The organism is Sporosarcina koreensis (genome assembly GCF_000826145.2).
GTDB lineage: Bacteria > Bacillota > Bacilli > Bacillales_A > Planococcaceae > Sporosarcina > Sporosarcina trichiuri.
In genome coordinates, this window is the sequence record NZ_LN651336.1 from 213052 (window position 1) to 238497 (window position 25446).

Below are 25446 nucleotides of genomic sequence, written 5' to 3' on the forward strand. Positions count from 1 at the left end.
TTACGGGAATGGAGTACTACTAAGTTGTTGGGGAGAGATTGCTATGAAACTGACCAAAGTCGTGAAAAGTGCGATCAAATGGGGACCGATCATCCTGCCGGTCGTCATGAAATTCATGAATGACAAAAAAGAACAGAACAGGCCTGCAGGACGCAGACGCTGAAAAAAAGCTGTCCGGGAATCCAGTCGGATTTCCGGGCAGCTTTTTGTATAGTTCTTATTCAGACGAGTACCGCTTCTTTCTTTTCACCGCAGACGAGGGCGTGCACTTCCTCACCGTCCAGCGTCTCTTTCTTATACAATTCCGTCACCAGGTTCTCGAATTGCACGGCATGCCCCGTGATGAGCTCTTCGGTACGTTTGACAGCCGTATCGAAGATCTCCTGCATTCTCTTCTCTTTATCCGTATTGCTGAATGTCAGGGTGAAGCCATCCTGCAGCAGGCCGGTATCCACCATCTTGCCGATGATGTCTTTCGCCTGCTCGACGTCTCCGCTCACTCCGATGCTGTGCTCTCCGAGATAGAGACGTTCCGCGATACCGCCGCCGAGGATCATACTCACCTGGTCGAGCAGTTCGCTGGCCGTCTGCAAGTGCAGCTCCTTTTGGATGGGAGCTACATAGCCGAGCGCCTGCCCCCGCGGAATGATAGTCGCCTTGCGGACGGAGTGCGGCTTTGTGAGGGCCGAAATAAGGGCGTGGCCCGATTCGTGGATCGCCACACGGCGTTTCGTCAGCGGATCGTTCAGCGTGCGGGACGTATTCCCAAGAATCGTACGGTCGATGGCGAAATCCATATCACTTTTATCGATTTCCGTCCGGCCTTCCCGGATTGCCCGTTTGCTCGCAGTCGTAAACAATGCACTGATCTGGGCACCTGAAAAACCGAATGTGCTTTCCGCAAGCATGTCGAGGGAGGCTGCGACGTTCGGCGCGAGCGCCTTGCCTTTCGTATGGATATCCATGATCTCACGCCGGCCGACAGTGTCGGGCAGCGGCACCTGGAATGTGTAATCGATCCGGCCGGGACGCAGGAACGCTTCGTCGAGCATGTCCTTCCGGTTGGTCGCCGCGATGAACAGGACGCCTTCGTTATCCGATCCGCCATCCAGCTGGACGAGCAGTTCCGTCAGCGTCTTTTCCCCTTCTTCCCCGCCGTGCGCCTTCCGTTTGCCGGCAAGTGCGTCGACTTCATCGATAAAGATCACCGCGTTGCTCTGCTTGCGGGCGTTCTGGAATAGTGTCCGGACACGGGAAGCACCAACACCCACGAACAGTTCCGTGAAGGCGGCCCCGCTTGACGAGTAGAACGAAGCACCGATTTCGTGTGCAATCGCCTGAGCGAGGAGGGTCTTACCTGTTCCTGGAGGTCCTTCGAGCAAAATACCTTTCGGCGCTTTTACTCCAAGGGCAGCAGAGCGTGTTGGATCTTTGATGATTTCCAATGTCTGGAGAATCTCATCTTTCATCTCTTGCGACAGGCCGCCGATATCATTCAGCGTGATATCGGGGAGCGGCGTTTCCTTCGAAGCGCTGTGCTTCATGGATGAGGCGCCGACCCCGAGCTTCCCTTTCCGCTGGAGGACGAAGAACGTCAGCAGGGCCGCCAGCAGAAGCCCCGCCACGATATAACCTGAGGCATTGCTGCCCGAATAGGTGTAGGAAACATTATATGTTTTGACAAGCTGCTCCGCCAGTTCGCTTGCAGGACGGACGTTTGTCACATACAGGCCGCTTTCTGTCTGCAGATAGAGTTTGCCTGATGAGGTCTCTTTTAGTGAAGCTTTGTCGGTCGCAGCCGCCAGCTTCTGCTCGAGTGAGGCATAGGACACCGGGTTTGCACGATGGGCATCACTGGTCAGCCAGAAAAAAACCGATGCCGCGCCAATGACTAACAGGGACAGGATGATATAAACTTTTGAAGCAGTCGATTTCCCGAACTTCAAATACTCCAGCTCCTTAACTAAGATACTTTCATTATAGGGAGTTCCCTGAGGAAAAGACAACCAATTTTTTGCATTATCCTTGTCGATTACGTGAACTTTTATTTAACATAAAAAGAATAGCTGCCGACTGGCGGTATTCCAGGTCCGGATGCCTCATTGAGCAGACGGTAAAGCGTCCGGACACCCTATTTTGCCGGCTGACCGATTCTAACGGGAAACAGCCAAACAATACCATTGCATTTTTCCGCAGTCAGGCGTAAGATAAGTCCATAAGCTGCATTGTACGTATTCCCATAAAGTTTTAACCTTTAAGCTGTAAAAGGGAGTTTTATATAGGACTGGAAATGGCAAGCCGGCCAGCTGACTGGCCGGACGGACAGGAAGAGTCCTGCGAACACCCACTTTGAGGAGTGGTGGTTTAAAACTTTCTATGTATTGCAATACGGCAAAGGCGGCCATATCAAAAACGCACTTCCCTTCGCGGGCAGTGCGTTTTTTTGTTTTTCAGTTATGCCAGAACTTCAAAAATATCCGGGATACCAGATGCCCCGGGGACTGCTATGCTTCCCAGCCACAGCGGACAGCCGGCGGACTGGTCTGGCATCCCGGTTCATGCTTCACCATCTGCGGGCGGCAAATTATACGGAAAGACGTTCAGCCCGTCATGGGTGCAATGGGAACAAGAGATATAGCGTTCCGTCTTCTTCAAGTACTCGATCTTTTCCTCGGAATCCGTGAATTCCCGTGCGTCCGAAGGCGTACCGATGAATCCGCACGCGTCCCCGGCTTTTGCGCCGTTATGGATTTTTTTGTTAAAATGGTCGATGAAATACATACCGATCCCAGCCTCTCATACATAATAAAAATAAAAACGCCAAAAAGAATGAACTGAATCATTCTTTTTGGCGTTATTGCCAGCTCTATTGTCTGGAATACTCAGCCTGCGCTATAGTGTGCCTTTATGCACGAATGGTACCTATCATTGTGATAAGTCTACCCTATCTATATTGGATAAAAAAGAGGACTCGCAGATAATTTACTCTGTTCGCCCAGTGCACTATTACTCACGTTTCCGTACGGGCCGGCCCCAAAATGAAAACGATATAGCCGACATCCAGATCGAATTCCCAATCCATGTAAACTTCCTCGATATCCCGCCTCAAGATCGGTTCAAGTCCCGCCTCTTTGAACAGTTTCCGCTCCAGCGGCCGCTTGACGAGCCGCAGCACTTCATCGTAGCCCTGCCGGACAAGCTCTTTCTCGATTTCCACTAGAATATCAGCCCGCTTGATGAGCACTGTTCGGTCATTCAGCCAGAAACTGTCTAAAAAGCCAGGGACCTTCTGCGATTTGGCATTTGCCTGTGCGACGCGCTTATGTAATTCTTCTTTATCCACCTCGTCAGGCCAGCTGAAGCCGTTTTCTTCCGGCGCCGCTCCTGTCAGCCCAATGATGATACCGGTGCGTTCGTCCAAGTTCCAATCCGCAAACAAGTCGGTGACTGTGTCTCCGAGCTGCTCCCCCAGACCTTCCATCAGAAGCGGACCGATTTCCTGCATGAGCAGATCCCGCGTTTCGAGAATACGCTTCTCTTCCCCCTGTCTGCAGAGGATCGCTTCCATGGGCGCCATGAATCCTTTCAGATGCATGACGACGTAGGGTTTTTGAATCGTCACGCGTATCGATGTCGGTCCTTTTCCGAAGTGCGTTCTGAGAAAAGTTGAAAGAAATCCTGTAATATTGGCTTCCGTACTTTTTCCACTCACAGTGACTCCCCCCTCCCTCACCGGACTCACCAGCCGCCCCGTGTTATACCGCGTTATTGGAACGCAGCAAGAATTTCATCCTTTTTCAGCAATCCGGCAGCAATGAGCCCTTTGGCGATCCCATCGTTCGAACACGTATCCGTGATCAGGTCCGCCTGTTCCTTCAACTCCGGAAGGGCATTTCCCATCGCGATGCCAGTGCCGACATACTCGAGCATTTCAAAGTCGTTCGGACCATCCCCGAACGCATAGCTGTTCTCTGTACGGATTCCGGTGTGCTCCATCACTTTCAGGATGCCGACCGCTTTCGAGGCTCCTGCCGGCAGCATGTCGACCGCGTTATTGCTCCAGCGGATGAACGAATAGTCCGGGTAGCGTTCCTTATACAGGTCCATATCCTCTTCTGAACAGTACACTTGGATCTGATGGACCGGCGATTTGCGGAACACTTCCTCGTCCACTTCCGGATAGCCGATCTTCAGTCCGCCGAGACTTCCTTGGATGAATGCGTGATCCGCCACGTTGGCCGCGAACTGATCATGGTTCGAATACGTAATGCCGTGCCCTTGTTCTTTCGCAAGCCCGGTCACTTCCGCCAGCATTTCTGCATCCATCGGGTTCGAGAAGATCTCCTGGCCTTCGAAAACCACATGCTGGCCGTTCATGGACACATAGGAGTCGAACTCGAGGTCCTTTGTCAGCTGTCTGAACATGAACGGGGAGCGTCCGGTGCAGATGACCGTGATGATCCCTTTTTTCCTCAATGCATGAAGAGCTTCCTTCGTGGAAGGCAGTATTGTTTTGTCCTCACTCATCAGCGTACCGTCCAAATCGAAAAATACAATTTTACGTTCTGTCAATTTTGTTCCTCCTTGCCGAAACGCCTTTTTCCGTTTCCGTCATCTTCCGCCAAGTCTATCTGATGAGGCTGTCGGGAAGCAACTTCCGTGATTCCGCCGTCCCCGTCATTATAAAGTTACTCAGTTTATTTTCTGGAATACGAACCGGTCTTTCAGCGCCTGCCGCAGGGAACTGTAAGTAGAAATCGAAGTGAAATCCAGTCCCAGCTGAATGGATGTCTGCGCAATCTCAGGACGGATTCCGGTTATCGTCGCTTTCACGCCGAGAAGACTGAGCACTTGGATCACTTCATAGATTTGGTTCGCTACCATCGTGTCGATGATCGATACCCCCGACAAATCAATGAAAAGATGCAATATATTCAATTCCGCGCACTTTTCCGGGACGGTTTCCAAAATCATCTTTGCACGGTCCGTATCGATATCCCCTACGAGCGGCAGGATCCCGACCGTCTCATTCACCTGGATGATCGGCGAACTGAGCTCATGGATCAGGCTCTGCTGGGCAGTGAGCCGAGTCGTCATCAATTTATAGTATTGTTCGGTGAATGCTGTAAGCAGTTCATCGAAGGCAAGATGGATCGTTTCGCCCCACTGGAGCACTGCCGAATTGGGAATGTCTGTGTCTTCTTCGCCAACGAAACGCTCAATTTTGCGCCAAAATACTTTGCGGACTCGGCTGATAGCCTCCACAACTTGGTGGATCGGGGTATTCGAAGCGACACGGCTCGCAGCCAGGAGCTGCGCCCATTCCCGTTTGAGTTCATCAAAATTGCCGGACGGCCCGAGCAGACTGCTGGCAATCGTCCGGTTCGTCATATTATTCTGTTCGCGCAGCATTTTTTCAGCTGCCTCGCCTGCATCAAGAGAGTAGATCGAGTCTTTCTCCTGATCGCGGAGCGCGAGCCAGTCGTCTGTAATCTCAGTTATCCTATCCATCAGATAGTCATAGACCTTTTTGTTCCAATCAATCATTATAGTTTGCCCCTATTCTTCTGCAATATGTATGTCATCCCGACTCCCATTCTACAGCAGTTTCAATTTTTCTGCAGGAAAAAGCCGGAGAGGTTGTCTCCGGCTGGTCAGTTCAGTACTTTCACCCGCACTTTTTTAACACCCCAGGCCACAGCTGACGACTGCGACGGAATGAACACATCAATCTTTTGTCCTTTGATGGCCCCGCCCGTATCTCCGGCAATCGCTTCGCCGTACCCTTCCACCCACACTTTCGAGCCAAGCGGAATGACGGACGGATCGACAGCGATTACTTTAAGACCTGGATTCGCCCTCAGGTCAATGCCCGTCCTCGTCGTTCCTGAGCATCCGGCGCAATATGCCGTGTAGGCTGTCGCGGTCACGGTAAGCTCTCTTCCCGACGGGGCGGAAACCGGGACGGTCGCTGCATTGGATGGCGGCGCAGCAGCCGGCTGTGCAGTCTCTGTCTTCCCTGAAATCGCAATGGTCTGCTTCGGCTCGATAGTTGCTGCCTTTACAGCGGCGGTTGTCATCCTGGCCTCATTCGTTGCCGAGCCGGGTGCACTCCGTGCAACATTCAGCGTATCACCTGGGTGAATCAGATCACTGGTCAATGCGTTCCAGGCAACAAGTGAATCCAGCGGAACCTTGTGAGCAGCCGCAATCGCAAACAGCGTATCCCCGGCTTTCACTGTATACGTAAGAGCAGGTTTTTCAATCTCTGCAGCTGTCTGTCCCACTTGCTGTCCGGTGCCAGCCGCTGTCTTGAAGAGGTGGGCCAGCTGTTCGGTCTGTTCCCCTGTTTTCGGTCCTCCCCGAAAGTCCAGCGGCTCAGCGGATGCAGTGGCTGCAAACAAGGACATCGCCGCCGCGAAAGTAACTAGCTGAAAAATGGTTTTCAAATACGTTCCTCCTTCAATGATTAAAATCTGTGTTCAGCCTGTGCTCCGGCTGAATCTGCTTGTAAGTATTTCCACAGATGCACGTTTTAATCATATTTTCAGGAAGTCGTTGGGAATGGAGCGGGCTCTGCATGGAAAAGAGCAGGCCTCCCATCCGGGAAACCTGCTCCGGTCTGTCACTTCCTATCACCATTTCATACTGTGGAGCTGGTCGATCAGTTTCGTTTGATCTGCTGCCGGGATCGGCCACGTCCTGAGTTCGATGGTCAGTTCCTCTTTTGACCCGAAACTTTTCACCACCCCATTGAGCCGCGCTGCGTAGGCAGACGGGGTCAGCAGTGATTCCTCCGGGTACAGGGCTGACAGCTGTTCCAGCGCTTTCGGATACCGTTTCAGATAGTATTTCTGATGCGGCTCCTCGGCGGGCGTGAACGAAGCGAACGGAGCGATGTCCGTTTCGATCGGTTCGCCGAGCCGGTCCTCCATCTCCTGTTTCACCCGTCCGATCGTCTCCTTCTGTTCTTCGCTGAAATAGCGTATCAGTGAAATGTACTGACGCCCTTTGTACTCGTCCCGGTTCGGGTAATGGTTCTCCCAGAAGACATGCAGCAGGTCCTCATAGGAAATGACTGACGGCCGGAAGACGATTTCGACCGTCTCCGTGTGGTCGCCCATGTTCCGGTAGACGGGCTGTTCTGTCGTTCCGCCGGCAAAGCCGACCCGGGTCCGCAGCACACCCGGCAGGCTGCCGAAACGGGAATCCGGCCCCCAGTAGCACCCCATCCCGAACAGCGCCGTCTCTTCCTGCTGCCCATGCAGCCCTTCCTCGATCCCGACAATGGTCTGTCCCTTTTCCATACGCTCACCCCTTGTCCTTCTGTACCCGATTGTGCCGGGTTTTGCACCTTGACTGTTTAAAAAGCAGCGGAGTGGGCTGCAGGGTGACGGACGGGTGAATACGGAGCATCGTCGGCAGGCCGGCCCTTGAATTGTGTCCGGATGCCGATACATTCGGCGAAGTGTCCGATATGCCGCGCCAACTGTCCGATATCTTCGGCGGAATGTCCGATACTTCCCGCCAAGTGTCCGATACTCCCCCTCATTTGTCCGATACGCCTGGGGCAAAGACCTGACTTGCCCCTTTTCTCGCGCCAGTGAGTGTTTCGTGTACCAGCCAGCCGCCGCGCCCATGGTCGCTCCACAGAAAACGAGCGGCGCGAGCACCAGGCCGGCCCTTGAATTGTGTCCGGATGCCGATACATTCGGCGAAGTGTCCGATACACCGTGCCATGTGTCCGATACTTACGGCGAAGTGGCCGATACCTCAAGCCATGTGTCCGATACCTGCCCTCAACTGTCCGATAGGCCGCTGCACTAGTCCGGCGCCCGACCCAATCCAAAAAGGAGCTGCCGCGGCAGCTCCTCCCTCTCTTAAAACATCTTGGTCGTCCACGTCTCCCCGTTCCATACATGGTTCACAACGCCATCATAGAAATCCGGCTCGTGCGAAATTAGCAGCACGCTGCCTTTATAATCCTGCAGCGCGCGCTTCAGTTCCGCTTTGGCATCGACATCCAAATGGTTCGTCGGTTCATCCAGCACAAGCAGGTTCGTCTCCTCATTCACGAGTTTGCACAGACGGACTTTCGCCCGCTCCCCGCCGCTCAGCACTTTCACTTTGCTCTCGATATGCTTGGTCGTCAGGCCGACCCGGGCAAGTGCTGCACGCACTTCATACTGCGTGAAGCTCGGAAACTCGCTCCAGATCTCTTCCAGGCACGTCTTGTCGCTGTCCGATTTCAGTTCTTGCTCGAAATAGCCGATATGCAGGTGCTCACCGCGTTCCACAGACCCGGACAGTGCTGGGATTTCCCCCAGCAGACTTTTCAACAGAGTTGTTTTCCCGATACCGTTCGCGCCGGACAGCGCGATCTTCTGCCCGCGTTCCATTACGAGATCCAACGGGCTCGACAGCGGCTCATCATAGCCGATCACGAGCTGTTTCGTCTCGAACAAGTACTTGCTCGGGGTCCGGGCCGCCTTGAAATCGAAATGCGGCTTCGGCTTCTCGGCATCCAATTCAATGACTTCCATGCGGTCGAGCTTTTTCTGGCGGGACTTCGCCATGCCGCTCGTTGCGGCATTCGCCTTGTTGCGCGCGACGAAATCCTTGAGTCCTGCAATCTCCTTCTGCTGCTTCTTATATGCGGCTTCCGCCTGCTGTTTCTTCATCTCATGGACACGCAGGAATTCATCATAATCGCCCGCATAGCGAGTGATTTCCTGATTCTCCATATGGTAGATCAGGTTCACGACACTGTTCAGGAACGGGATATCATGCGAAATGAGGATGAATGCGCTCGGATAATTCTGCAGGTAATTGCGCAGCCACTCGATGTGCTCGACATCCAAGTAGTTCGTCGGCTCATCCAGCAATAGGATATCGGGTTTCTCAAGCAGCAGTTTGCCGAGCAGCACCTTCGTCCGCTGCCCGCCGCTCAAGTCATTCACATCCCGGTCAAGGCCGAACTCGTCCAACCCGAGCCCGTTCGCGACCTCTTCCACTTTCGCATCGAGAATATAGAAATCATGCTGTTCGAGATCATCCTGGATCTGACCGGTCTCTTCCAGAATCTTCTCCAGCTCATCCGGCTCCACATCCGCCATCTTCTCGAACAGTTCATTCATCTCACTTTCCATGTCGTACAAGTACTGGAACGCCGTCCGTAAGGCATCACGTATCGTCATCCCCTGTTTCAGTGCCGCGTGCTGATCCAAATACCCGACCCGCACACGCTTCGCCCAGGAAACCGTTCCGGCATCCGGCTCCAGTTTCCGGGTGATGATATTCATGAACGTCGATTTGCCCTCGCCATTCGCCCCGATCAGTCCGATATGCTCGCCGGCCAGCAGCCGGAACGAAACATCTTCAAAAATCGCACGGTCACCAAACCCGTGGCTTAAGTTCGATACTGTCAATAAACTCATTATGCACACCTGTTCTCTCTTCCAAGATTCAAGTGAAACGGCTGTCTCCCCATTTCACAACTACAAGCTATCATACTAAAAACTCAGGACGTCTGCCACCTCATCCGCCAAAAAACGCCTCTGCGGGCAGAGGCGTTTTCCAGTCAGCCAAGATCATGGCCTGTGATGACGATATAGCCGATCAGGAACACATTCAAGACGATGATGACGACCGTGCTGATCCATGCCAGCAGCTTGACCGGCAAGGAGTTCACGAACTCCCCCATTTTCTCCCTGTCACTCGTGAACTTCACGAGTGGCACGACTGCAAACGGCAGCGCGAGGCTCAGGATCACCTGACTCCACAACAGCAGTTCCCCGGTTCCTTTCGACCCTGCAATCCACGTGACGATGAATGCCGGAATGACCGCGAGCAGGCGGGTGATCAGTCTGCGCAGCCAAGGAGAGATCCGGAGGTTGATGAATCCCTCCATGACGATCTGGCCGCTGATCGTACCAGTGATCGTCGAGTTCTGGCCGGAGGCAAGGAGCGCAACCGCAAACAGCGTACTCGCTATCCCCACACCGAGCGTCGGACTCAGCAGTTCATAGGCCGCTTCGATTTCTGTCACCTCGAGGTCCGTACCGTAAAACGCAGCCGCTCCTAAAATCAGGATGGCGGAGTTGATAAGGAACGCAACCGTCAGTGAAAATCCCGAGTCGATCAGCGAGAACTTGATGGCTTCCTTCTTCCCTTCCTGGGTCCTTTCATAGTTCCGCGTCTGGACGATGGATGAATGGAGATACAGGTTGTGCGGCATGACGGTCGCTCCCAGAATTCCCAGGGCGATGAACAGCATACTTGGATCTGTAACAATTTCCGCATGAGGGACAAATCCTGCAAACAAGTCGGACACGTCCGGATTGGATGAAATCACTTCAAATACGAACACCGTGAAAATCGTGACCATCAGCACAATGACGATCGCTTCGATGATACGGAATCCCTTGCTCTGCAAATAGAGCAGCAGCAGGACATCCAGAGTGGTGATAGCGATACCTGCCAGCAGCGGGATGCCGAACAGCAGATTCAGTGCGATGGCGGACCCGATCACTTCAGCCAGATCGGTCGCGATGATCGCAAGCTCTGTAATGAGCCAGAGGAAGACCGATGTCTTCTTTCCAACGGACGCGCTCGTGGCCTGTGCCAGGTCCTTCCCCGTAACGATGCCGAGCTTGGCAGAGAGCGACTGCAGCAGCACAGCTATTAAACTGGAGATCAGAATGACACTTAGCAGCAAATAACCGAAACGCGCCCCGCCCGCTATGGAAGTCGCCCAGTTGCCCGGATCCACATACCCGACAGCTACGAGTGAACCAGGACCGGCAAACGCCGCCAGTTTGCGCCAGAACCCTTTTTTGTTCCGGACATCGATTGTACTATTGGCCTCCTCCAGGCTAATTCCGGAACTTTCCCGGAGCCAGCCGCCTTTGCCCTTTCCCATGAAACGCCACCTCACTATCTTTCCCTTGTGCAACTTTTTAGATGAAAAGCTTTTTAATGTTTTACAGCATACCACGATTTTTCAATTAGTAAATTAATTTGCTCGCCATTGGTAAAACGATCAGAAACCGTCCAGCCCAGTCTGAACGGTTTCTGCATCACCTAATCTCATTCTGCCTGGTCTTCGATTGTCCTGAACGTCTGCTTGTGCAGGACATGCCGGGTGCCCCATTCATGCATCGCCTCGAGGATCGGACCGAGCGTCAGTCCATACTCAGTCATGGAATATTCCACTTTCGGCGGCACTTGCGGATAGACGGTCCGCTCAATAATATCTTCATCTTCCAGTTCTCTCAGCTGCTTCGTCAGCATCTTCTGCGTGATGCCCGGCATGCTGCGTTTCAGCTCGCTGAAGCGCTTCGTCCCTTCGTGCATCAGATGAAGGATGATCACGGGCTTCCACTTGCCGACAACGATACCGAGTGCCTCTTCCACTTTGCATTGTGAGACTTCGACTTTCTCGCTTTCCATCCTATCCATCCCCCAATAGTTTCTTTTTAGATACTATAGCACTTTAAAGTGCGTACTTCCACAATGGACAGTCGATGACTATACTAAAAGAGAAGCAAACGAAACTGCGTTTAGCTTATTCAACCAAGGAGGAATCCATCGTGTCCAACTCTTTTTTGAAATCTGTTGAAAACCGGCGTTCCATTTATGGAATCAGCAGTGAGCCGATCCTATCCGACGAGCAGCTCGAAGCGCTCATCCAGCATGCCGTCAAGCATACCCCATCCGCTTTCAACTCACAGACCGCCCGTGTCGTCCTTCTGCTCGGCGAACAGAGTGACCGCTTGTGGGAGATCACAAGTGACACATTGAAGAAAATCGTTCCTGCCGAAAACTTCGGGTCGACTGCACAGCGTATGAAAATGTTTGCAGGCGGTTATGGCACCATCCTCTTCTTCGAAGATATGCAAACCGTCGAAACGCTGCAGGAGCAGTTCGAAGAATATAAAGATAACTTCCCGACATGGTCGCAGCAATCATCCGGCATGCTGCAATATGTCATCTGGACAGCGCTGTCGGATGAAGGCTACGGCGCAAGCCTCCAGCACTACAACCCACTCATCGACGATGCCGTGAAAGCCGAGTGGAACCTGCCGTCATCATGGAAGCTGATGAGCCAGATGCCTTTCGGTAAAGTTGCAGCACCTGCAGGCGACAAGGAGTTCATGCCTGTCGAAGAACGCATGCACGTATTCAAATAAACGAACGACAAAAAGCAGGGAGCGCCGCATACCGTGCGCTCCCTGCTTTTTTTGTTCAGACGTCCAGCCGCCCAGCGGTTTCTTCTACAAAGTGTGCATAGGGAGAATCCGGTAACTGCGCCATATTCTTTTTCGCAATTCTCGCAAGGTCTCTTGCGTACGCCAGATCCCCGATCTGTTCTGCGCAAAGTGCCGCATAGGCATCCTTTTCATAATAGATGGACAGGTCAAATGGATGATGGATCTCTTCCGCAATCACTACCTTCTCCAACAGACGCAAGGCTTCCCGGTACTTTCCCGTTCCATACAGTGCTTTCCCGCGTTCCAACAGAAAGAAATTCCGGAAGAAATCAACCTCCGGTATCGGCTCCGGCAGCTCATCAAGTTTTCGAAGTGCCCCTTCGCTGTCCCCCCGCATGGAATTCAGCTGGTGGATCCGCATCAGTTTCGTATACCAGATAGCGTGTTCGTCCTCCGCAAATTCACCATACTGCAGAATCTTCCGCTCGTAATAATCCAGCGTCACTTCATCGCCGTCAATGACCGCTTTATATGCAGCCACACGATATAGCTGTCCGATCTGATAGAAAATACGATGTTCTTTCGAATACGCAATCGCTTCCTTCAATAGCGTTGTAGCAGTTTCCGTATCATTTACCGCAAAGCGCATGAGCACCTCATACGTGTAAAAATCCAGATGGGTCAGCGGATCGATATAGCCGCTCCCGCTGGTCACCTCACCTTTTTCCTCCATCAGACAAGCGAGCGCTTTTTCATAATGATGCTCCGTAAACAAAACAAGTGCCTTGAAAATCCCAACAGCTGCACGGCGCGGCAGAATATTGAGCTCTCCGTATAGTTCCGATGCCATTTCCACGGCTGGCTGCCAGTCCGGCCGCTTCAAGTGAAATTGCAAGCGGCCATAAATTTCGAGCAATCTCGCTGCTTCATAGCCCCTTTTCAGCTTAGGTACGAGTGGCTCGATCAGATTCACCGCTTCATCATAAGCAGCCGAATCCTCCGACTTGTACAGTTGTTCCGTCTGGTCGAGCAATTCACGCAGTTCACTGCCGCTCAGTTCTTCCAGAAGTTCCGATACTTCCACTTCGAGCCGTCCTGCCAAATAATTCAAACTATCCATGGAAGGATTCGCTTTGTTATTCTCAATCAGACTGAGCATCCCTTTCGTCATCTGCTCCCCTGCGCAAGCTTCCAATGTCAGCTTCCGTTCTTTCCGCAGAGTCCGGATCCGTTCACCTAATGTAGTCATGATGCCTCACTCCCGTCCGTTTGCATAGTTTAATTATATTAAACTTTTGCTTGAAATGGAAGCATCCTCATGATATCCTTTGTTTAATTCAATTAAACTTTCAGAATGGAGTGGGAATTATGGACGGCACCTCCGTCAAACTGAGACGCGCCACCTATCATCTTTGGACGTTCACAGCGAGCAAGCTGATCGGCTCGTTCGGCGCGCAGATCTACTCGTTTGCCATCAGTTTCTATATTTTGCAGCTGACCGGCTCTGCAACCAGCTTTGCCGCCAATCTCATCTGCAGTATCCTGCCGCGTACGCTGCTCGGACCGTTCGCGGGATATGTCGCCGATACGTATTCACGCAAGCGGGTGGTCATCACCGCCCAGGTCGTCTCCACCGCGGCTATCATTGTCCTGATGGGGATTAGTATCCTCTACGGATTATCCCTGCCGGCGATTTACGGAACGACGGTCGTGCTGTCGATCGCCTCCACTTTCTCGGGTGTGGCGTTCACGTCATCCATCACAGGTCTTGTCGATGAAGACCGCGTGCAGCGCGCTATGTCCATGAACCAGATGTCCATCTCCCTGTCGGCCATCGCAAGTCCGGCGGTCGGCGGTCTGCTGTATGGATTCGTCGATATGCCTGTTTTCCTCATGCTCTATGCCGGCGCCTCCCTTCTTGCCGTGCTGCTCGAGTCGACGATGGATTTCACATTGTTCGCCGTCAGGGCGGAAAAAGCGGAAGGTGCACCGAAGGAGAAGATGCTTGACAGCATGAAAGCGGGGGTCGCCTACGCCCGTCTGCAGCCGCTCCTGATGGCAATGATCTGGGTCGCACTGCTCGTCAACTTCCTGTTCGGTGCAGTCAGTGTCGGCTATTCGTTCATCCTCATCGAAAAGCTGAAGATCCTGCCGGAGCATTTCGGTCTGATCGAAGGCGCCACTGCGGTGGGCGCACTTCTTATGTCCGTGTATTTGGCAGCCCGGAAGCCGTTCAAGTCCCCTCTGCTTGTTTCGAAATGGGGAATTCTCGGTCTCGGCATCCAGATGAGCCTGCTGGCACTGCCGCTTCTCATCCTGCTCCCTTATGGCGGAATGTTCGGATACTACGCTATACTCGCGCTCATCTCCGGCTCGGTCATCCCGCTCATCAACACGCCTCTACAGGTATACATGATGAAACTGATTGAAGACGACTACAAAGGCCGTGTATTCTCCATTCTTGAAACGATGGCGATGGCGCTCATGCCGCTCGGGATGGTGCTGTTCGGCTTCCTGTATGATGTCCTTCCTGCCCCGTGGATTCTATTCGGATCGAGTATACTGCTCATCTTAACGGTTTTCGTGCTGCTGCGGGCGTCCGTCCTTAAGTCCGTTTCGGAACCTGCAGTTTCACTTCCGGTAGAGACTGCCGCAGACCAATAAAAAAGCTGCGACTGCCGGGAACTTTCCCGCGGTCTCAGCTTTTTTTCATTTCCGATCCAGTGACATTTCCTCAAGAGCTGTTCCGTCAGGCTCCATCCGGAATAGCGCCTGATCGGAATACATCTCGCCGAACGCACGGTCGACCATGAAATAGACGGCTCCATCCGCCCCCTGGATCGGGGAACCGGCGTAGGCATGGAGTCGGGTCAGCTGCCGGATCTCCTGTGTGTCCCAGTTGTAGGAGAACAGTTCGTACTCCAGCATGCCGTCCTCACCCGTGCCGGCAATTGCCTGGTAGATGAGTTCCGCCCGGTCGGGGACCAGTACGAAATCATACAGATCGGAGGTGTCTTCCGGTATGCTGATGATCAGTTTGCGGTCCGGCCGATCGATCGGGATTTTGAAGATCCTCCCTTTCACGGACAGTTCCCCATCGGCCGCCATCCCTTCTTCCTCGTCCATCTGGACATAGACTGCGTTTTCATCACCGGACACCTGGAGCGAAGACATGCTCTGCTGCGACATATCTGTCAGCCGCTCACGCCGGCCGCTCTGCATATCGTATCGATGGATATCGAAGTCGTATGGAAACAGGCTTGCTCCCGGGGAATAGCCGGAGAACTTTTCAGCCTGCAGATAGAATAAGTGATCCGGTGATTTAGGGTCGGCCATCAATTCCGTTATGATGTCCGGAACAGTGAAAACCTCTTCGCTCTGCCCGCTCCCCAAATCCGATTTAAACAGTGTGCTTGTACTGTTTTCTCCAAGTTCTTCATCGGAAACGATGTAATACACAGCTTCGGCATCCGGTGTGATAGCCAGATCCAGTATCGACCGGTCGTCAGGCAGCTGGACGATCTGCCTGCTGTTCTCCGTCTTCACATACAGCGTCGGTTTCCCTTTTTCGTACGCAGTGTAGGCGATGATGCCATCTGCCGAGACATCGAACTGCCCGGTTAGCCCCTGTTCCTTTTCCGCAGCCGGGACACGGTACATGTATCCAAGAAACAGACATGCCCCGGTCATCGCGGCAACGACCACCAGCATGGCGAACCGTTTCTTCATATCCATCCCTCCCCGGCTGTGATCGTGCGCCACAAGAAGTAGAGGACGAGCGGCAGAAGGAGCTGCACGATACCAAGCCCGAGACGGAGCAGCCGGTTTTGTCTCCCGCCCAGCAACGCCTGCCCGCTGTAGAGGGCAGCAAATAATGCCAGCGGGATCCCAAGCAGCCAGACTGCACCCCGGCCGTCCTCACTGAACAAGTAATACTCATACAGCAGCCGGGCTGTAACAGCGGTCAGCAGGAAGCCGAACACTATGTTGACGACATGGAGGAACCGGCCTTCCCGCCGGTCTGCAGCCAGGACCGAACAGAGGGCGGCCGCTGCGAAGGTCATGGCAAGCCAGCCGGTCAGCTGGACCACGAATGCGTACCCGGACAGCACGGCAAGCCAGATGCCATAGGCGGAACCGCCAGCCGCCAGAAGCACCAGCAGCACAAGTGCAGCCCGGCGGGATGAACGATCAGCGGCTCCCATGCCCTTGTACATCAAGACGGCTGATACCGCGGAGACAAAGACGAGCCAGGCCATATGCGCATCACCGAGCGCAAACAGATCAGTCAAATAGATGCAGTATGCAAAAACCAGTGATGCTGCTCCTGTCAGAAGGAATAGTCTATTTTGCAAATTCATCCGAACCATCTCTCCCGTCTTATACCGTACAGTCGTTTCCTCAAGATTACCATTGAGCCGGTTAGGTGACAATGGACTATTTGAATTTACCGTTGGAGGCCCAGGGCTTCTGCCTCATTTCCCCGGAATAGGGGTGATCCTGCCGAGCATGATGGCGTCATGATAACAGCCTTCGATGAAATAGTGATCCCGGAGCCTGCCTTCCTGTTCGTAACCGTTCTTCGCGAGAATGCGCAGTGAACCAATGTTTGCGTCCACAACTTCCGCCCGCAGCTTATGGAGTCCCAGCGTGCGGAAGCCGAACCCGCTGACCAGGGCAGCCAGTTCCGTTCCGAAGCCGTTGCCCCAGCTGGACTGTCCGATGACATAGCCGATCTCGGCCTGGTTCGCTTCATCGTCGAAGTTGAAGAGTATGACCGTCCCAATAACAGTCTGACTCGATTTCCTAATAATGGATGAATACAGATGGGTGCCTTCCACTTCACGCCCGATAAGTGTCTGAACGTGTTCTTCGGTCTCTTCGATACTTCCCATCTGTTTCCAGCCGATGAACCGCGAGACCGCTGGGTCGGAGGCGAATGCGTGGACAGCCGGTACATCCTTCATCTCCAGCGGTTTAAATTCGATCAGATCCCCTGAGAGTGCATGGAACTGCTCCTTATGACGATTCATGAAATCCCTCTTTTCAATATGTATGCGACGTCATTTGCTGCCAAACAAAGTATAGCCCCCTTCCGTCATTACGCGAAAGGGGGATCGTCTTTTTGTTACTCGTTGAGCGGCACATGCTCAGTATCCCCGGTTTCAAGATCCATCCGGAACAGAGAGTAATCGGGCTTGCGGCCCGCAAAGTTGTAGTCGATCATGTAATACAACTTACCATCTGCCCCGTACACCGGCCGTGCCGCGTGCTCTTTCTGAAAGGTGAGCTGTTCGTTTTTCATCGTCTTCCAGTTGAAGCCGAACAATTCATATTCGAAGATCCCGTCATCTCCTGTACCGGCGACCGCCTGATAGACTGCCGTCTCCAAGTCGGGAATCAGCGTGAAGTCATAGACATCGTCCATCTGCATCGGCATGAAGAGCAGCTTCGGCTGGTCCGGGTGCTCCAACGGTATCTGGAAGATCCGCTGTTTCGTCTCGAACACATCATCGGCTGTCCCGGCACCCGAATCGTCGTCCATCTGCACAAAGACGCTATGCTCTTTTCCGGACACTTGCAGGGACGCCATATTGTACTTCTTGAAGTCTGTCAGCTTTTTGCGTTCCTGCTGTTTGATATCGTATTGGTGAATATCGAAATCATGCGGCTGCTCGGCGGCGATCGGTGAATAATTCTCGAAGACATCCGCCTGCAGATAGTACAGCTCATTCGGCTCTTCTCCGTCCAGTGCCAGTTCCGTAATGATGGCGTCTTCCGTGAACAGGATGTCATCGGTGCCTGCGGCTGTATCCGCTTTATGGACTTCGCTTTTCACTGTGCTGCTCCATTGTTTATCGGAACTGACATAATAGACAGTTTTCCCGCCAGGCATGATGACGAGATCCGTGATCGCCCGGTCGGACGGCAGCTGGGACGTTTGTTTCAAGTTACCGTCCTTTACGTAAAGTGTCGGCTTCCCTTTTTCGTACGTAACGAATGCGATCGCCCCGTTATCCGAGATATCGTAGATACCGGTGAGCCCCTGCTGTTTTTCATTATCAGCCACTTGGAAATTGAAACCGAGCAGAATACAGGTCGTTGTGGCAAAGATGATTGCTGCGGCCAGTACGGTGATCTTTTTCATGATCAGGCACCTCCCCTGACAGTGAAGATCCATAGGCCGAACAAGGCGAACGGCATCAGCAGCTGCAGGGCCGCCATCACCCAGGCGGTCCGCGGCCGATGCCGCTTCAGCAGCGTCAGCTGCAGTGCGTAAACGGCACCCCAGACGACGAGCGGCACTCCAAGTTTCCAGAGGTCCAGGTAGCCGTCCGACGCAAAAATCAGATATACCCATAGGAAGAAGAGCGTTCCGCATATGAGCAGCAGTCCCATGAACAGATTGTAATAATGGAGAATCTTCGTCCCGGTCTGGAGATTGATATCCGTGGCCGGCACATCATAGATCGTCGTCCGGAAAATCAGCACCAGGCCGAGGAGCAGCACGATCGCGTCATAGATGAGGAACACCGTCGAATATGGCTTTTCAAGGTCCATCGCCAACAGCAGCCCGGCGCCCATGACAGTCAGATGGACAACGAGCAGCGTATTCATGACAGCGCGGCGGTTGAGCGAGGCGACTGGCCGGAGTATCAGAAATAGCATGGAGGAACTTGTCACGACACCGAGCAGAAGCCAGCCATAATGCATATCCCCCATGACGAACAGCTGGCTCAGATAGAGACCGTATGTCATGAGAAGCGATGCAATACTGAGCACCAACAGCATCTGCCGGCGATATGGATACATCGCCTGCTGCAATGTTTTACCGACATACTTGCCATCCCCGAAACTTGTCATCGCCATCTGTTCCGCCTCCTTTTCACTGTATCCGTTCCGTTTGTAGTCGGCCGCCGCACATTCCAGGTGGACGAGCAGCTCCTCGCACAAGTCTTCGCGTTCATCGCGGCTGCAGTCGGTTTCCTGGACAACACTGTCCACGAACCGCTCGAATGACGCATTCATGTGAGACCTTCCGAACTTTTATGGACGAGTTCGTTCATCCAGTCCCAGTTCTCTTTCTTCACAGCCTGGGCTTTCATCCCTTCGTCTGTAAGTCGGTAATATTTCCGTCTGCCGCTGTCCGTCTGCTGCCAATAGGACGCCACCCACGCCTTTTTCTCGAGCCGTTTCAATGCGGCATACAGCGTTCCTTCACTCATTTCATACGTGTCATCACTCAGATCCTTCAGCACTTTGACGATTTCATACCCGTACATATCCCGGCGTGAAATCAGTGACAGGATGAGCAGGTCCACACTACCTTTCATCATTTCCTGATCCATGCAACCACCTCGTTCCAGAAGATTATTTCACCACCTCGCATTGCAAGGGTCTGTCTACTTCCAGAATACTGCAGACACCCTCGTAATGCAAGGGCCGAATGGAAAATAAACCCGATGTTTTGGGATCACCAAAAACATCGGGCTTACTTGTGGATTATCCGGCCGCTTCGAGGATGTCCGCAATCTCCAGGAATCCTTTGTCTTTCGCATGCTGAAGCGGCGTCTTGCCATCGTTATCCGTTATGGACTGATCGGCGCCGTGCTTCAGGAGAAGCTTGACGATTTCCTGCTGCGGGATTCCGCCATCCCCGAGAACCACGGCTTCCAAAAGCGCCGTCCATCCGAGCCGGTTCACATGGTTCACGTCGACGTCTGTTTCGGTCAGCAGCACATCCACCATCTCGACGTGTCCGCGCTCGGATGCCGGAATCACAGCCACTCCGCCGTACCGGTTGGTGATCGACGTATCTGCGCCAGCCTCATAAGCAAGCCGCACGATATCGATGAACCCTTCCGCGCCGGCATACAGGAAGCAGTTGTTCTGCAGGTTATCCTGTATGTCGACGTCTGCGCCCGCGTCAAGCAGCGCTTTCACTGTCGGTGCATCGTGATTATATGTCGCAATCATCAGCGCGGTCCTGCCGTCGCTGTCCTGCTCATCCAAAGGGACGCTGCGGCCGATCAATTCCTTGACTTTTTCTGTATCTTCCGCTTTCGCTGCTTCAATAAGTTCAGCTGACATCGAATCACTCCATTCCCTAGTCCATTCCCACTCAGGCGGCCGGTCAATCCTGTCTAGTAAGACCCGGAAGCCTTACATACGGAGGTTGCCGTTCATAACGCGGTCTTCACCGTCTTCCTGTAATAACCGACTGTCAGGATAGCAAAGACGAGATAGATGGCGACGTACACGCCCATCGCAATCATCGTCGGGATCCGGATGTCCGACATGAAGATGAACGAAGCGGACTTTACAGCGAAGATGGAATGCAGCAGACCGATGGCGAGCGGAAGCCCGAAGACGAAGAGCTGTTTCTTCATGATCCCTTTCATGATTTCCGGGATGCTGAATCCAAGCTGCCGCAACGTTGTATAGCTCGCTTTCTCCTGTTCCGCTTCCGTCATCTGCTTGAAGTATAGGATACTGCCAGTCGAAATGAGGAATACCAATCCGAGGAACCCGGCAATGAAGATCAGTACACCGGTCGATTGCAGGGATTGCTGGTAAGCGGAGTAATAATCATCTCTTTTGCCTTCGCTTGGAATCTTCCCATAGAGTGCATATGCTTCTTCCAGATCTGACTCACTATTGATCGTGAATACATAGGCTCTTTTAAGTGCCTCCGGATTTCCGCTGAGTACAGAGGACTTGATCATCTTGAATTTCTCGGCGCTGACCACTAAAGTTTGCTGGAAATCGTACGTGTTGAACGCATTCCCTTCCGCAAACTTTTCAACTTGTATGCCCTCTCGCGCACCGTCCGGCTGAATTGTCAGCCCAACAGGCACTTCCGTGTTCTTCAGCAGCCAGTAGACCGGTCCGTCAAGTACCGTTCCCGATTGCCGGCCGCTGATGCGGACCGGATGACCGGACTCCTCCATCTGCTCAGCATTCACGACACGCAGGGATACCTCCTTATCCAGGAATGTCGCGTTCAATGATTTCTCGTATTCCCCATCGACATACAATCCTTCAATTACGGAGGAACGGTATGGAATGCCAGCGCGTTCAAGTTCCGTTTCAAATTGTTTCGCCGCCGCCTCGTCGTTGTCATACATGTAATCGTATGGTTGCAGAAGCCGGGTCTCTTTCTCCGCAGAATAGTAGGACGAATACGACGAGGCCAGCATTGTCAGTGTCATGGCGGACAGGACGGTGATGATAGTCAGCGAGTTTGCGTTCGATTTCATACGGTGCATGAGCGGCGCAATCGACAGACTGTCGGCTACTCCAAGATGACCATTCTTCCCTTTACGTATTTGGTAAAGCACCCAGCCGATTGTCACACGGAACAGCAGATACGTACCGAGGATGACAGAACCGAGCACCAAAAGCATGTTGACGAACAGCATGGCATTGAGCATCCGGCCGGACAGCCAGTAACCAAATGAGATAAGGGCGATGCCGGCGATTGCGAGTATGGCAGATACAGCCGTCTTCGGTTTTTTTATGTTCTCTCCGGTTCGGTCTCCTTTGAACAGGGCGATCAGTGTGCTCCGTCTGACAGCCCATATCATCTGCAGGGAAGTCAGCAGCAGCAGTACGAGGAAAACCAGGACAGTCTGAGCGACGGCGGCTCCGGAAAACGACAGGGACAGAATCCCTTCCAGTCCGACCAGCCGCATCAGCAGCAGGAGAAAGACCCTGGATACGAGCAATCCGGCACCAATCCCGATAGCGAGCGCTCCCGTTCCGAGAATCAGGTTTTCGGCGACCAGCATCCGGCTGACAGTAAACTTTGACAGGCCGACCAGCTGATAGAGACCGACTTCCCGGCTTCTGCGCTTCAAGAAAATACTGTTCGCATAGAGAACAAATACACCAGCGATGCATAGCAGCAGGATGCCGGCGGCCTTGAACGCCGATGACATCTTAAGGGAACCCGAAACCTCGGCTGCCACCATCTGGTCATGCTGCAAGGAAGCGAAAACGAAATAGAGCACCACGCTGACGATCAAAGCGAAAAAGTACAGATAATAATGCTTCAGATTTTTCCTCATACTGCGGAGGACAAGGTCAAAGAGCGTCAACAGTGTCACCCCCGAGGATTCCCTGGACTTTCAGGATTTCCTGGAAAAACTGCTGGCGCGTCCGGTCTCCCCGATACAACTCCGAGTACACTTTACCGTCTTTCAGGAAGACGACCCGGCTGCAGTAGCTCGATGCGGCTGGATCATGTGTCACCATCATGATCGTCACCTTCCGTTCCCGGTTCACCTGTTCGAGCGTACCCAGCAGCGAAGCCGCCGATTTCGAATCCAAAGCACCCGTCGGCTCATCTGCGAAGACGATGGACGGCTCATTGATGAGTGCGCGTGCAGCAGAGGTCCTTTGTTTTTGACCTCCTGAAATCTCAAACGGATATTTATCCGCCAAATCCAAAATTCCGAGGATGCGGGCAATCGATTTGAACTGTTCTTCCGCTGCAGCCCGCTTAACTTTTCCTACCGAGATGGGCAAAAGGATATTCTCTTTCACGGTCAGCGTATCGAGCAGATTATAATCCTGGAAGATGAACCCGAGCTGGTCACGCCTGAACTGGGCGAGCTTGCGGTCATTCATGGATGAAACAGGTGCACTGTCGATCGTTATGGCTCCTTCCGTCGGCCGGTCGATGGTTGCCAGCACATTCAGGAGAGTGGTTTTTCCGGCGCCCGACGGTCCCATGATGCCGACAAACTCCCCTTCCATTACACGCAAATCGATCCCTTTCAGTACTTGCTGCACCTGTTTGCGGACTCCGAATGATTTCCGGAGGGACTCCGCCTGAAGCATGGTATGTGAGTGTGTCATAGTATTGCCTCCCTGTTTTCTTATACGTCCACTTTACGTCAGACAAACAGCGGAGTCGTTCGATTCGGATGACAATTTGCCATCCAACCTTACAAGTTCGTCACATTCGGGTTGCATCGAATTCGTTTTCAGCAGGAAAGATCATCATCATTTCAGTACCGCCTCGTTCCCTGTTTCCGCTTCGCAGTCCGACCCCGATTTTCCCGGCAGCCCGGCTCGCCAGGAACAGGCCAAGGCCTGTGGCGGCATTATGGATACGGCCGGCACTGCCCGTGAACCCCTTGTCGAAAATCCGGGGCTGTTCGTGCGCCGGGATGCCCGGACCTTCATCCAGCACACTCAGCGTCAGACGGCCAGCGGTATCGCGCCCGGTTTCAATCGTGATCACACCTCCGGCAGGACTGTATTTGACGGCGTTCGTCAACAGCTGACGGATGATGAACCGGCACCATTTCTGATCCGTGACAGTCTGGACAGGTGACTCACTGATGTCAACCGCGATGTTGCGCTCCAGACACCAAGGCATCAGATAACGGACTTCTTCTGCTGCCAGTCGGATCACATCCGTATCTCCCACTGTATAATCCGCTTCAAGAGAAGGCAGCCGTGATATGTACAGCTGCTGGTCGATAAGCAGATGGATCCTGAGCCATGCCGATTCGATCTTTTGGATAGCAGGTTCTGTCCGGTTAGTGTCAATGACGAGCTTCATCGCTGTCAATGGTGCTTTCACTTCGTGCACCCAGGCAGCCGTATCAGTTTGCTCAATGCTGACCGCCTCCTGCAAGTCGGTCAGCTGAATGCGCAAAGAGCGGTCGATCTCCGCCAGCAGCCCGGTCACTACAGACTGCTGGTTGAATTCCGCCGCCGGGAGCGCTTCCAGCCAGTCGCCGGGCAGATCTTCCGCCAGTGCCTGCAGCTCCCGGTAATAAGCGGTCTCCTTCCGGTACCGCCAACCGAAAAATGCGATGAATACGACGAAGAGCAGACCATTCAAGTACAAGACGGAAATCATGCGCACGGGGAGCCCTGCGTCAAGAAACAGCAGAAGGTCTGTCAGCAGCAGTGCGGCGGCATACAATCCGATCCAGCTGATCCGGTCTGCAATGTACTCCCTCAGCATTCCGCCTCACCTTTCAGCGTGACCGCCATATACCCCATTCCTTTTTTCGTGACAATCGCTTCCCCCAGGCCAAGTTCGCCAAGTTTCTGCCGAAGGCGGGTGATGTTGACTGTCAGCGTATTATCGTTGACGAACCGCTCATCATCCCAGAGTTTCCGGATCAGTTCATCACGGGATACGATTTTGTCTGAAGACTTGACGAGCAAAGCTAAAATATAAAGTTCGTTTTTCGTCAGTTCGATTTCCCGGCTGCCGGATTCGATCATTCCTTTCTTCAGATCGATACTGGCGCCGTTCCAGGAAAGTATATCCGACTGGTCTTCCGTCTCGCTATAGGAATAGGCTCTCCGCATGGCCGCTTGGATCTTAGCTAGCAGCACGTCCATATGAAACGGTTTCTGGACATAGTCATCGCCGCCCATATTCATCGCCATAACGATATCCATCGGATGATCGCGTGAAGAAAGGAAGATGATCGGCACTTTCGATACGGAACGGATTTCCCGGCACCAATGGAACCCATCATAGGCCGGCAGCTGGATATCCATGATGACAAGCTGCGGCTCGGCGGCAGTGAAGCCGGACATCACATCGTGGAAGGAGTCAGGTCCCGCCACCCGGTACGACCACTGTTCCAAGTGCTCCTTCACTGCGTCGAAAATCGCATGATCATCTTCCACCATATAAATCATTCCGTTCACGATCAGGCCCCCTCCTGCAGACGGTTGAGCACATGGAGCGTATCCATGACGTGCTGCAGGAATACCGGCAGTTCGTTCATGTTCTCTTCGGTCAGCCGTTTCTCGAATACTGCATCGATCGTGTTCAGCAGGCTGCTGCCCTGTTCTCCGTATGTATAGCTGATCGTCTGACTGAGTGTGATTTCGCCTTCCCATATTGAATTGAGCACCTGCGCAACCGCAGGGCACTCGCTGCCGGGATCTTCGCAGGCCACTATGAAACGAAGCGCCAGTGTGCACGCCGGCTGGGCGTTCGGCAGTTCCATAATCTCCCCTGCCAGATCCTGTACGCCTGCGCGCAAGATGACTTCGGATTTCACTTCCGGTTTCCCCGCGAGTGTAAATGCCAGTCCGAATTCACGCGCCAGTTTCGCAAAGTCCATAGTGTCCTTGCGATCCTCAATAATGATCAGGTTCTCAATCGTCTCATAATCATACAGCTGGTTTTCCAGCGCCACTTTCAAGTTATCGAATATCGTCGGATCGTACATCGTTCTCCGCTCCTCCT

At 53.2% G+C, this 25446-nt stretch carries 26 protein-coding genes; 2 read left to right on the forward strand and 24 right to left on the reverse strand.

Annotated features, from left to right (window positions below; all coding sequences use genetic code 11):
* Positions 1 to 221: 221 nt before the first annotated feature.
* The 11 genes from BN1190_RS04790 to BN1190_RS04840 form a co-directional block, all read right to left on the reverse strand.
* The gene (locus BN1190_RS04790) at positions 222 to 1946 is read right to left on the reverse strand and encodes an AAA family ATPase (RefSeq protein WP_040285858.1); all 1725 of its coding nucleotides are present in this window, start codon (positions 1944 to 1946) and stop codon (positions 222 to 224) included.
* Between the two features lie 610 nt (positions 1947 to 2556).
* The gene (locus tag BN1190_RS04800; protein ID WP_040285859.1) at positions 2557 to 2781 is read right to left on the reverse strand and encodes a hypothetical protein; all 225 of its coding nucleotides are present in this window, start codon (positions 2779 to 2781) and stop codon (positions 2557 to 2559) included.
* 229 nt (positions 2782 to 3010) lie between these two features.
* Complete coding sequence (locus BN1190_RS04805; protein ID WP_052461689.1) at positions 3011 to 3712, reverse strand: Na-translocating system protein MpsC family protein; 702 nt, start codon at positions 3710 to 3712, stop codon at positions 3011 to 3013.
* A gap of 53 nt (positions 3713 to 3765) precedes the next feature.
* A complete protein-coding gene (locus tag BN1190_RS04810) occupies positions 3766 to 4572 on the reverse strand; it encodes a Cof-type HAD-IIB family hydrolase (protein ID WP_040285860.1) in 807 nt (268 codons plus the stop codon).
* A 120-nt stretch (positions 4573 to 4692) separates the two neighbouring features.
* Complete coding sequence (locus BN1190_RS04815) at positions 4693 to 5547, reverse strand: STAS domain-containing protein (RefSeq protein ID WP_040285861.1); 855 nt, start codon at positions 5545 to 5547, stop codon at positions 4693 to 4695.
* 107 nt (positions 5548 to 5654) lie between these two features.
* Positions 5655 to 6449 carry a 3D domain-containing protein gene (locus tag BN1190_RS04820; protein WP_052461690.1) on the reverse strand — a complete coding sequence of 265 codons (795 nt, stop codon included), beginning with the start codon at positions 6447 to 6449 and terminating at the stop codon, positions 5655 to 5657.
* Positions 6450 to 6635: 186 nt separating this feature from the next.
* Positions 6636 to 7307 (reverse strand): peptide-methionine (S)-S-oxide reductase MsrA, encoded by a 672-nt coding sequence (gene msrA / locus BN1190_RS04825; protein ID WP_040285862.1) that lies wholly within the window; start codon positions 7305 to 7307, stop codon positions 6636 to 6638.
* 56 nt (positions 7308 to 7363) lie between these two features.
* Positions 7364 to 7552, reverse strand: coding sequence for a hypothetical protein (locus BN1190_RS14815; protein WP_144036070.1), 189 nt, complete (start codon positions 7550 to 7552; stop codon positions 7364 to 7366).
* 328 nt (positions 7553 to 7880) lie between these two features.
* Positions 7881 to 9437 (reverse strand): ABC-F family ATP-binding cassette domain-containing protein, encoded by a 1557-nt coding sequence (locus tag BN1190_RS04830; protein ID WP_040285863.1) that lies wholly within the window; start codon positions 9435 to 9437, stop codon positions 7881 to 7883.
* Positions 9438 to 9580: 143 nt separating this feature from the next.
* Complete coding sequence (locus BN1190_RS04835; protein WP_040285864.1) at positions 9581 to 10921, reverse strand: Nramp family divalent metal transporter; 1341 nt, start codon at positions 10919 to 10921, stop codon at positions 9581 to 9583.
* A 167-nt stretch (positions 10922 to 11088) separates the two neighbouring features.
* Positions 11089 to 11451 (reverse strand): winged helix-turn-helix transcriptional regulator, encoded by a 363-nt coding sequence (locus BN1190_RS04840; protein WP_040285865.1) that lies wholly within the window; start codon positions 11449 to 11451, stop codon positions 11089 to 11091.
* 140 nt (positions 11452 to 11591) lie between these two features.
* On the opposite strand from BN1190_RS04840, the gene BN1190_RS04845 reads away from it, so the two are divergent.
* Entirely contained in the window at positions 11592 to 12191 is a 600-nt protein-coding gene (locus BN1190_RS04845) for a nitroreductase family protein (protein WP_040285866.1), read from the forward strand.
* A 55-nt stretch (positions 12192 to 12246) separates the two neighbouring features.
* On the opposite strand, the gene BN1190_RS04850 is transcribed toward BN1190_RS04845, so the two are convergent.
* On the reverse strand, positions 12247 to 13461 hold the full coding sequence (locus BN1190_RS04850) for a helix-turn-helix domain-containing protein (RefSeq protein WP_040285867.1): 1215 nt from the start codon (positions 13459 to 13461) through the stop codon (positions 12247 to 12249).
* A gap of 119 nt (positions 13462 to 13580) precedes the next feature.
* On the opposite strand from BN1190_RS04850, the gene BN1190_RS04855 reads away from it, so the two are divergent.
* The gene (locus tag BN1190_RS04855; protein WP_040285868.1) at positions 13581 to 14876 is read left to right on the forward strand and encodes an MFS transporter; all 1296 of its coding nucleotides are present in this window, start codon (positions 13581 to 13583) and stop codon (positions 14874 to 14876) included.
* 45 nt (positions 14877 to 14921) lie between these two features.
* On the opposite strand, the gene BN1190_RS04860 is transcribed toward BN1190_RS04855, so the two are convergent.
* The 12 genes from BN1190_RS04860 to BN1190_RS04915 all read right to left on the reverse strand — a co-directional run bounded on the left by BN1190_RS04860 (position 14922) and on the right by BN1190_RS04915 (position 25429).
* Complete coding sequence (locus BN1190_RS04860) at positions 14922 to 15941, reverse strand: hypothetical protein (RefSeq protein WP_040285869.1); 1020 nt, start codon at positions 15939 to 15941, stop codon at positions 14922 to 14924.
* The gene (locus tag BN1190_RS04865) at positions 15938 to 16573 is read right to left on the reverse strand and encodes a hypothetical protein (RefSeq protein WP_040285870.1); all 636 of its coding nucleotides are present in this window, start codon (positions 16571 to 16573) and stop codon (positions 15938 to 15940) included. The genes BN1190_RS04860 and BN1190_RS04865 overlap by 4 nt, the downstream gene beginning before the upstream one ends.
* A 114-nt stretch (positions 16574 to 16687) precedes the next feature.
* Positions 16688 to 17245, reverse strand: a complete 558-nt coding sequence (locus BN1190_RS04870; RefSeq protein ID WP_040285871.1) for a GNAT family N-acetyltransferase — start codon at positions 17243 to 17245, stop codon at positions 16688 to 16690.
* A gap of 95 nt (positions 17246 to 17340) precedes the next feature.
* Positions 17341 to 18360, reverse strand: coding sequence for a hypothetical protein (locus BN1190_RS04875; protein WP_040285872.1), 1020 nt, complete (start codon positions 18358 to 18360; stop codon positions 17341 to 17343).
* A gap of 2 nt (positions 18361 to 18362) precedes the next feature.
* Complete coding sequence (locus tag BN1190_RS04880) at positions 18363 to 19241, reverse strand: permease prefix domain 1-containing protein (protein ID WP_052461692.1); 879 nt, start codon at positions 19239 to 19241, stop codon at positions 18363 to 18365.
* Positions 19238 to 19561, reverse strand: coding sequence for a PadR family transcriptional regulator (locus tag BN1190_RS04885; RefSeq protein WP_040285873.1), 324 nt, complete (start codon positions 19559 to 19561; stop codon positions 19238 to 19240). The genes BN1190_RS04880 and BN1190_RS04885 overlap by 4 nt, the downstream gene beginning before the upstream one ends.
* Positions 19562 to 19715: 154 nt before the next feature.
* Positions 19716 to 20303 (reverse strand): ankyrin repeat domain-containing protein, encoded by a 588-nt coding sequence (locus BN1190_RS04890; protein ID WP_040285874.1) that lies wholly within the window; start codon positions 20301 to 20303, stop codon positions 19716 to 19718.
* Between the two features lie 92 nt (positions 20304 to 20395).
* On the reverse strand, positions 20396 to 22321 hold the full coding sequence (locus BN1190_RS04895; RefSeq protein WP_244898674.1) for an FtsX-like permease family protein: 1926 nt from the start codon (positions 22319 to 22321) through the stop codon (positions 20396 to 20398).
* Entirely contained in the window at positions 22299 to 23075 is a 777-nt protein-coding gene (locus tag BN1190_RS04900) for an ABC transporter ATP-binding protein (protein WP_040285876.1), read from the reverse strand. Before BN1190_RS04900 ends, BN1190_RS04895 begins: the two co-directional genes overlap by 23 nt.
* Positions 23076 to 23175: 100 nt before the next feature.
* On the reverse strand, positions 23176 to 24198 hold the full coding sequence (locus BN1190_RS04905) for a sensor histidine kinase (protein ID WP_040285877.1): 1023 nt from the start codon (positions 24196 to 24198) through the stop codon (positions 23176 to 23178).
* Complete coding sequence (locus BN1190_RS04910) at positions 24192 to 24890, reverse strand: response regulator transcription factor (protein ID WP_040286019.1); 699 nt, start codon at positions 24888 to 24890, stop codon at positions 24192 to 24194. The genes BN1190_RS04905 and BN1190_RS04910 overlap by 7 nt, the downstream gene beginning before the upstream one ends.
* 11 nt (positions 24891 to 24901) lie before the next feature.
* Entirely contained in the window at positions 24902 to 25429 is a 528-nt protein-coding gene (locus BN1190_RS04915) for a hypothetical protein (RefSeq protein WP_040285878.1), read from the reverse strand.
* Between the last annotated feature and the right edge of the window lie 17 nt (positions 25430 to 25446).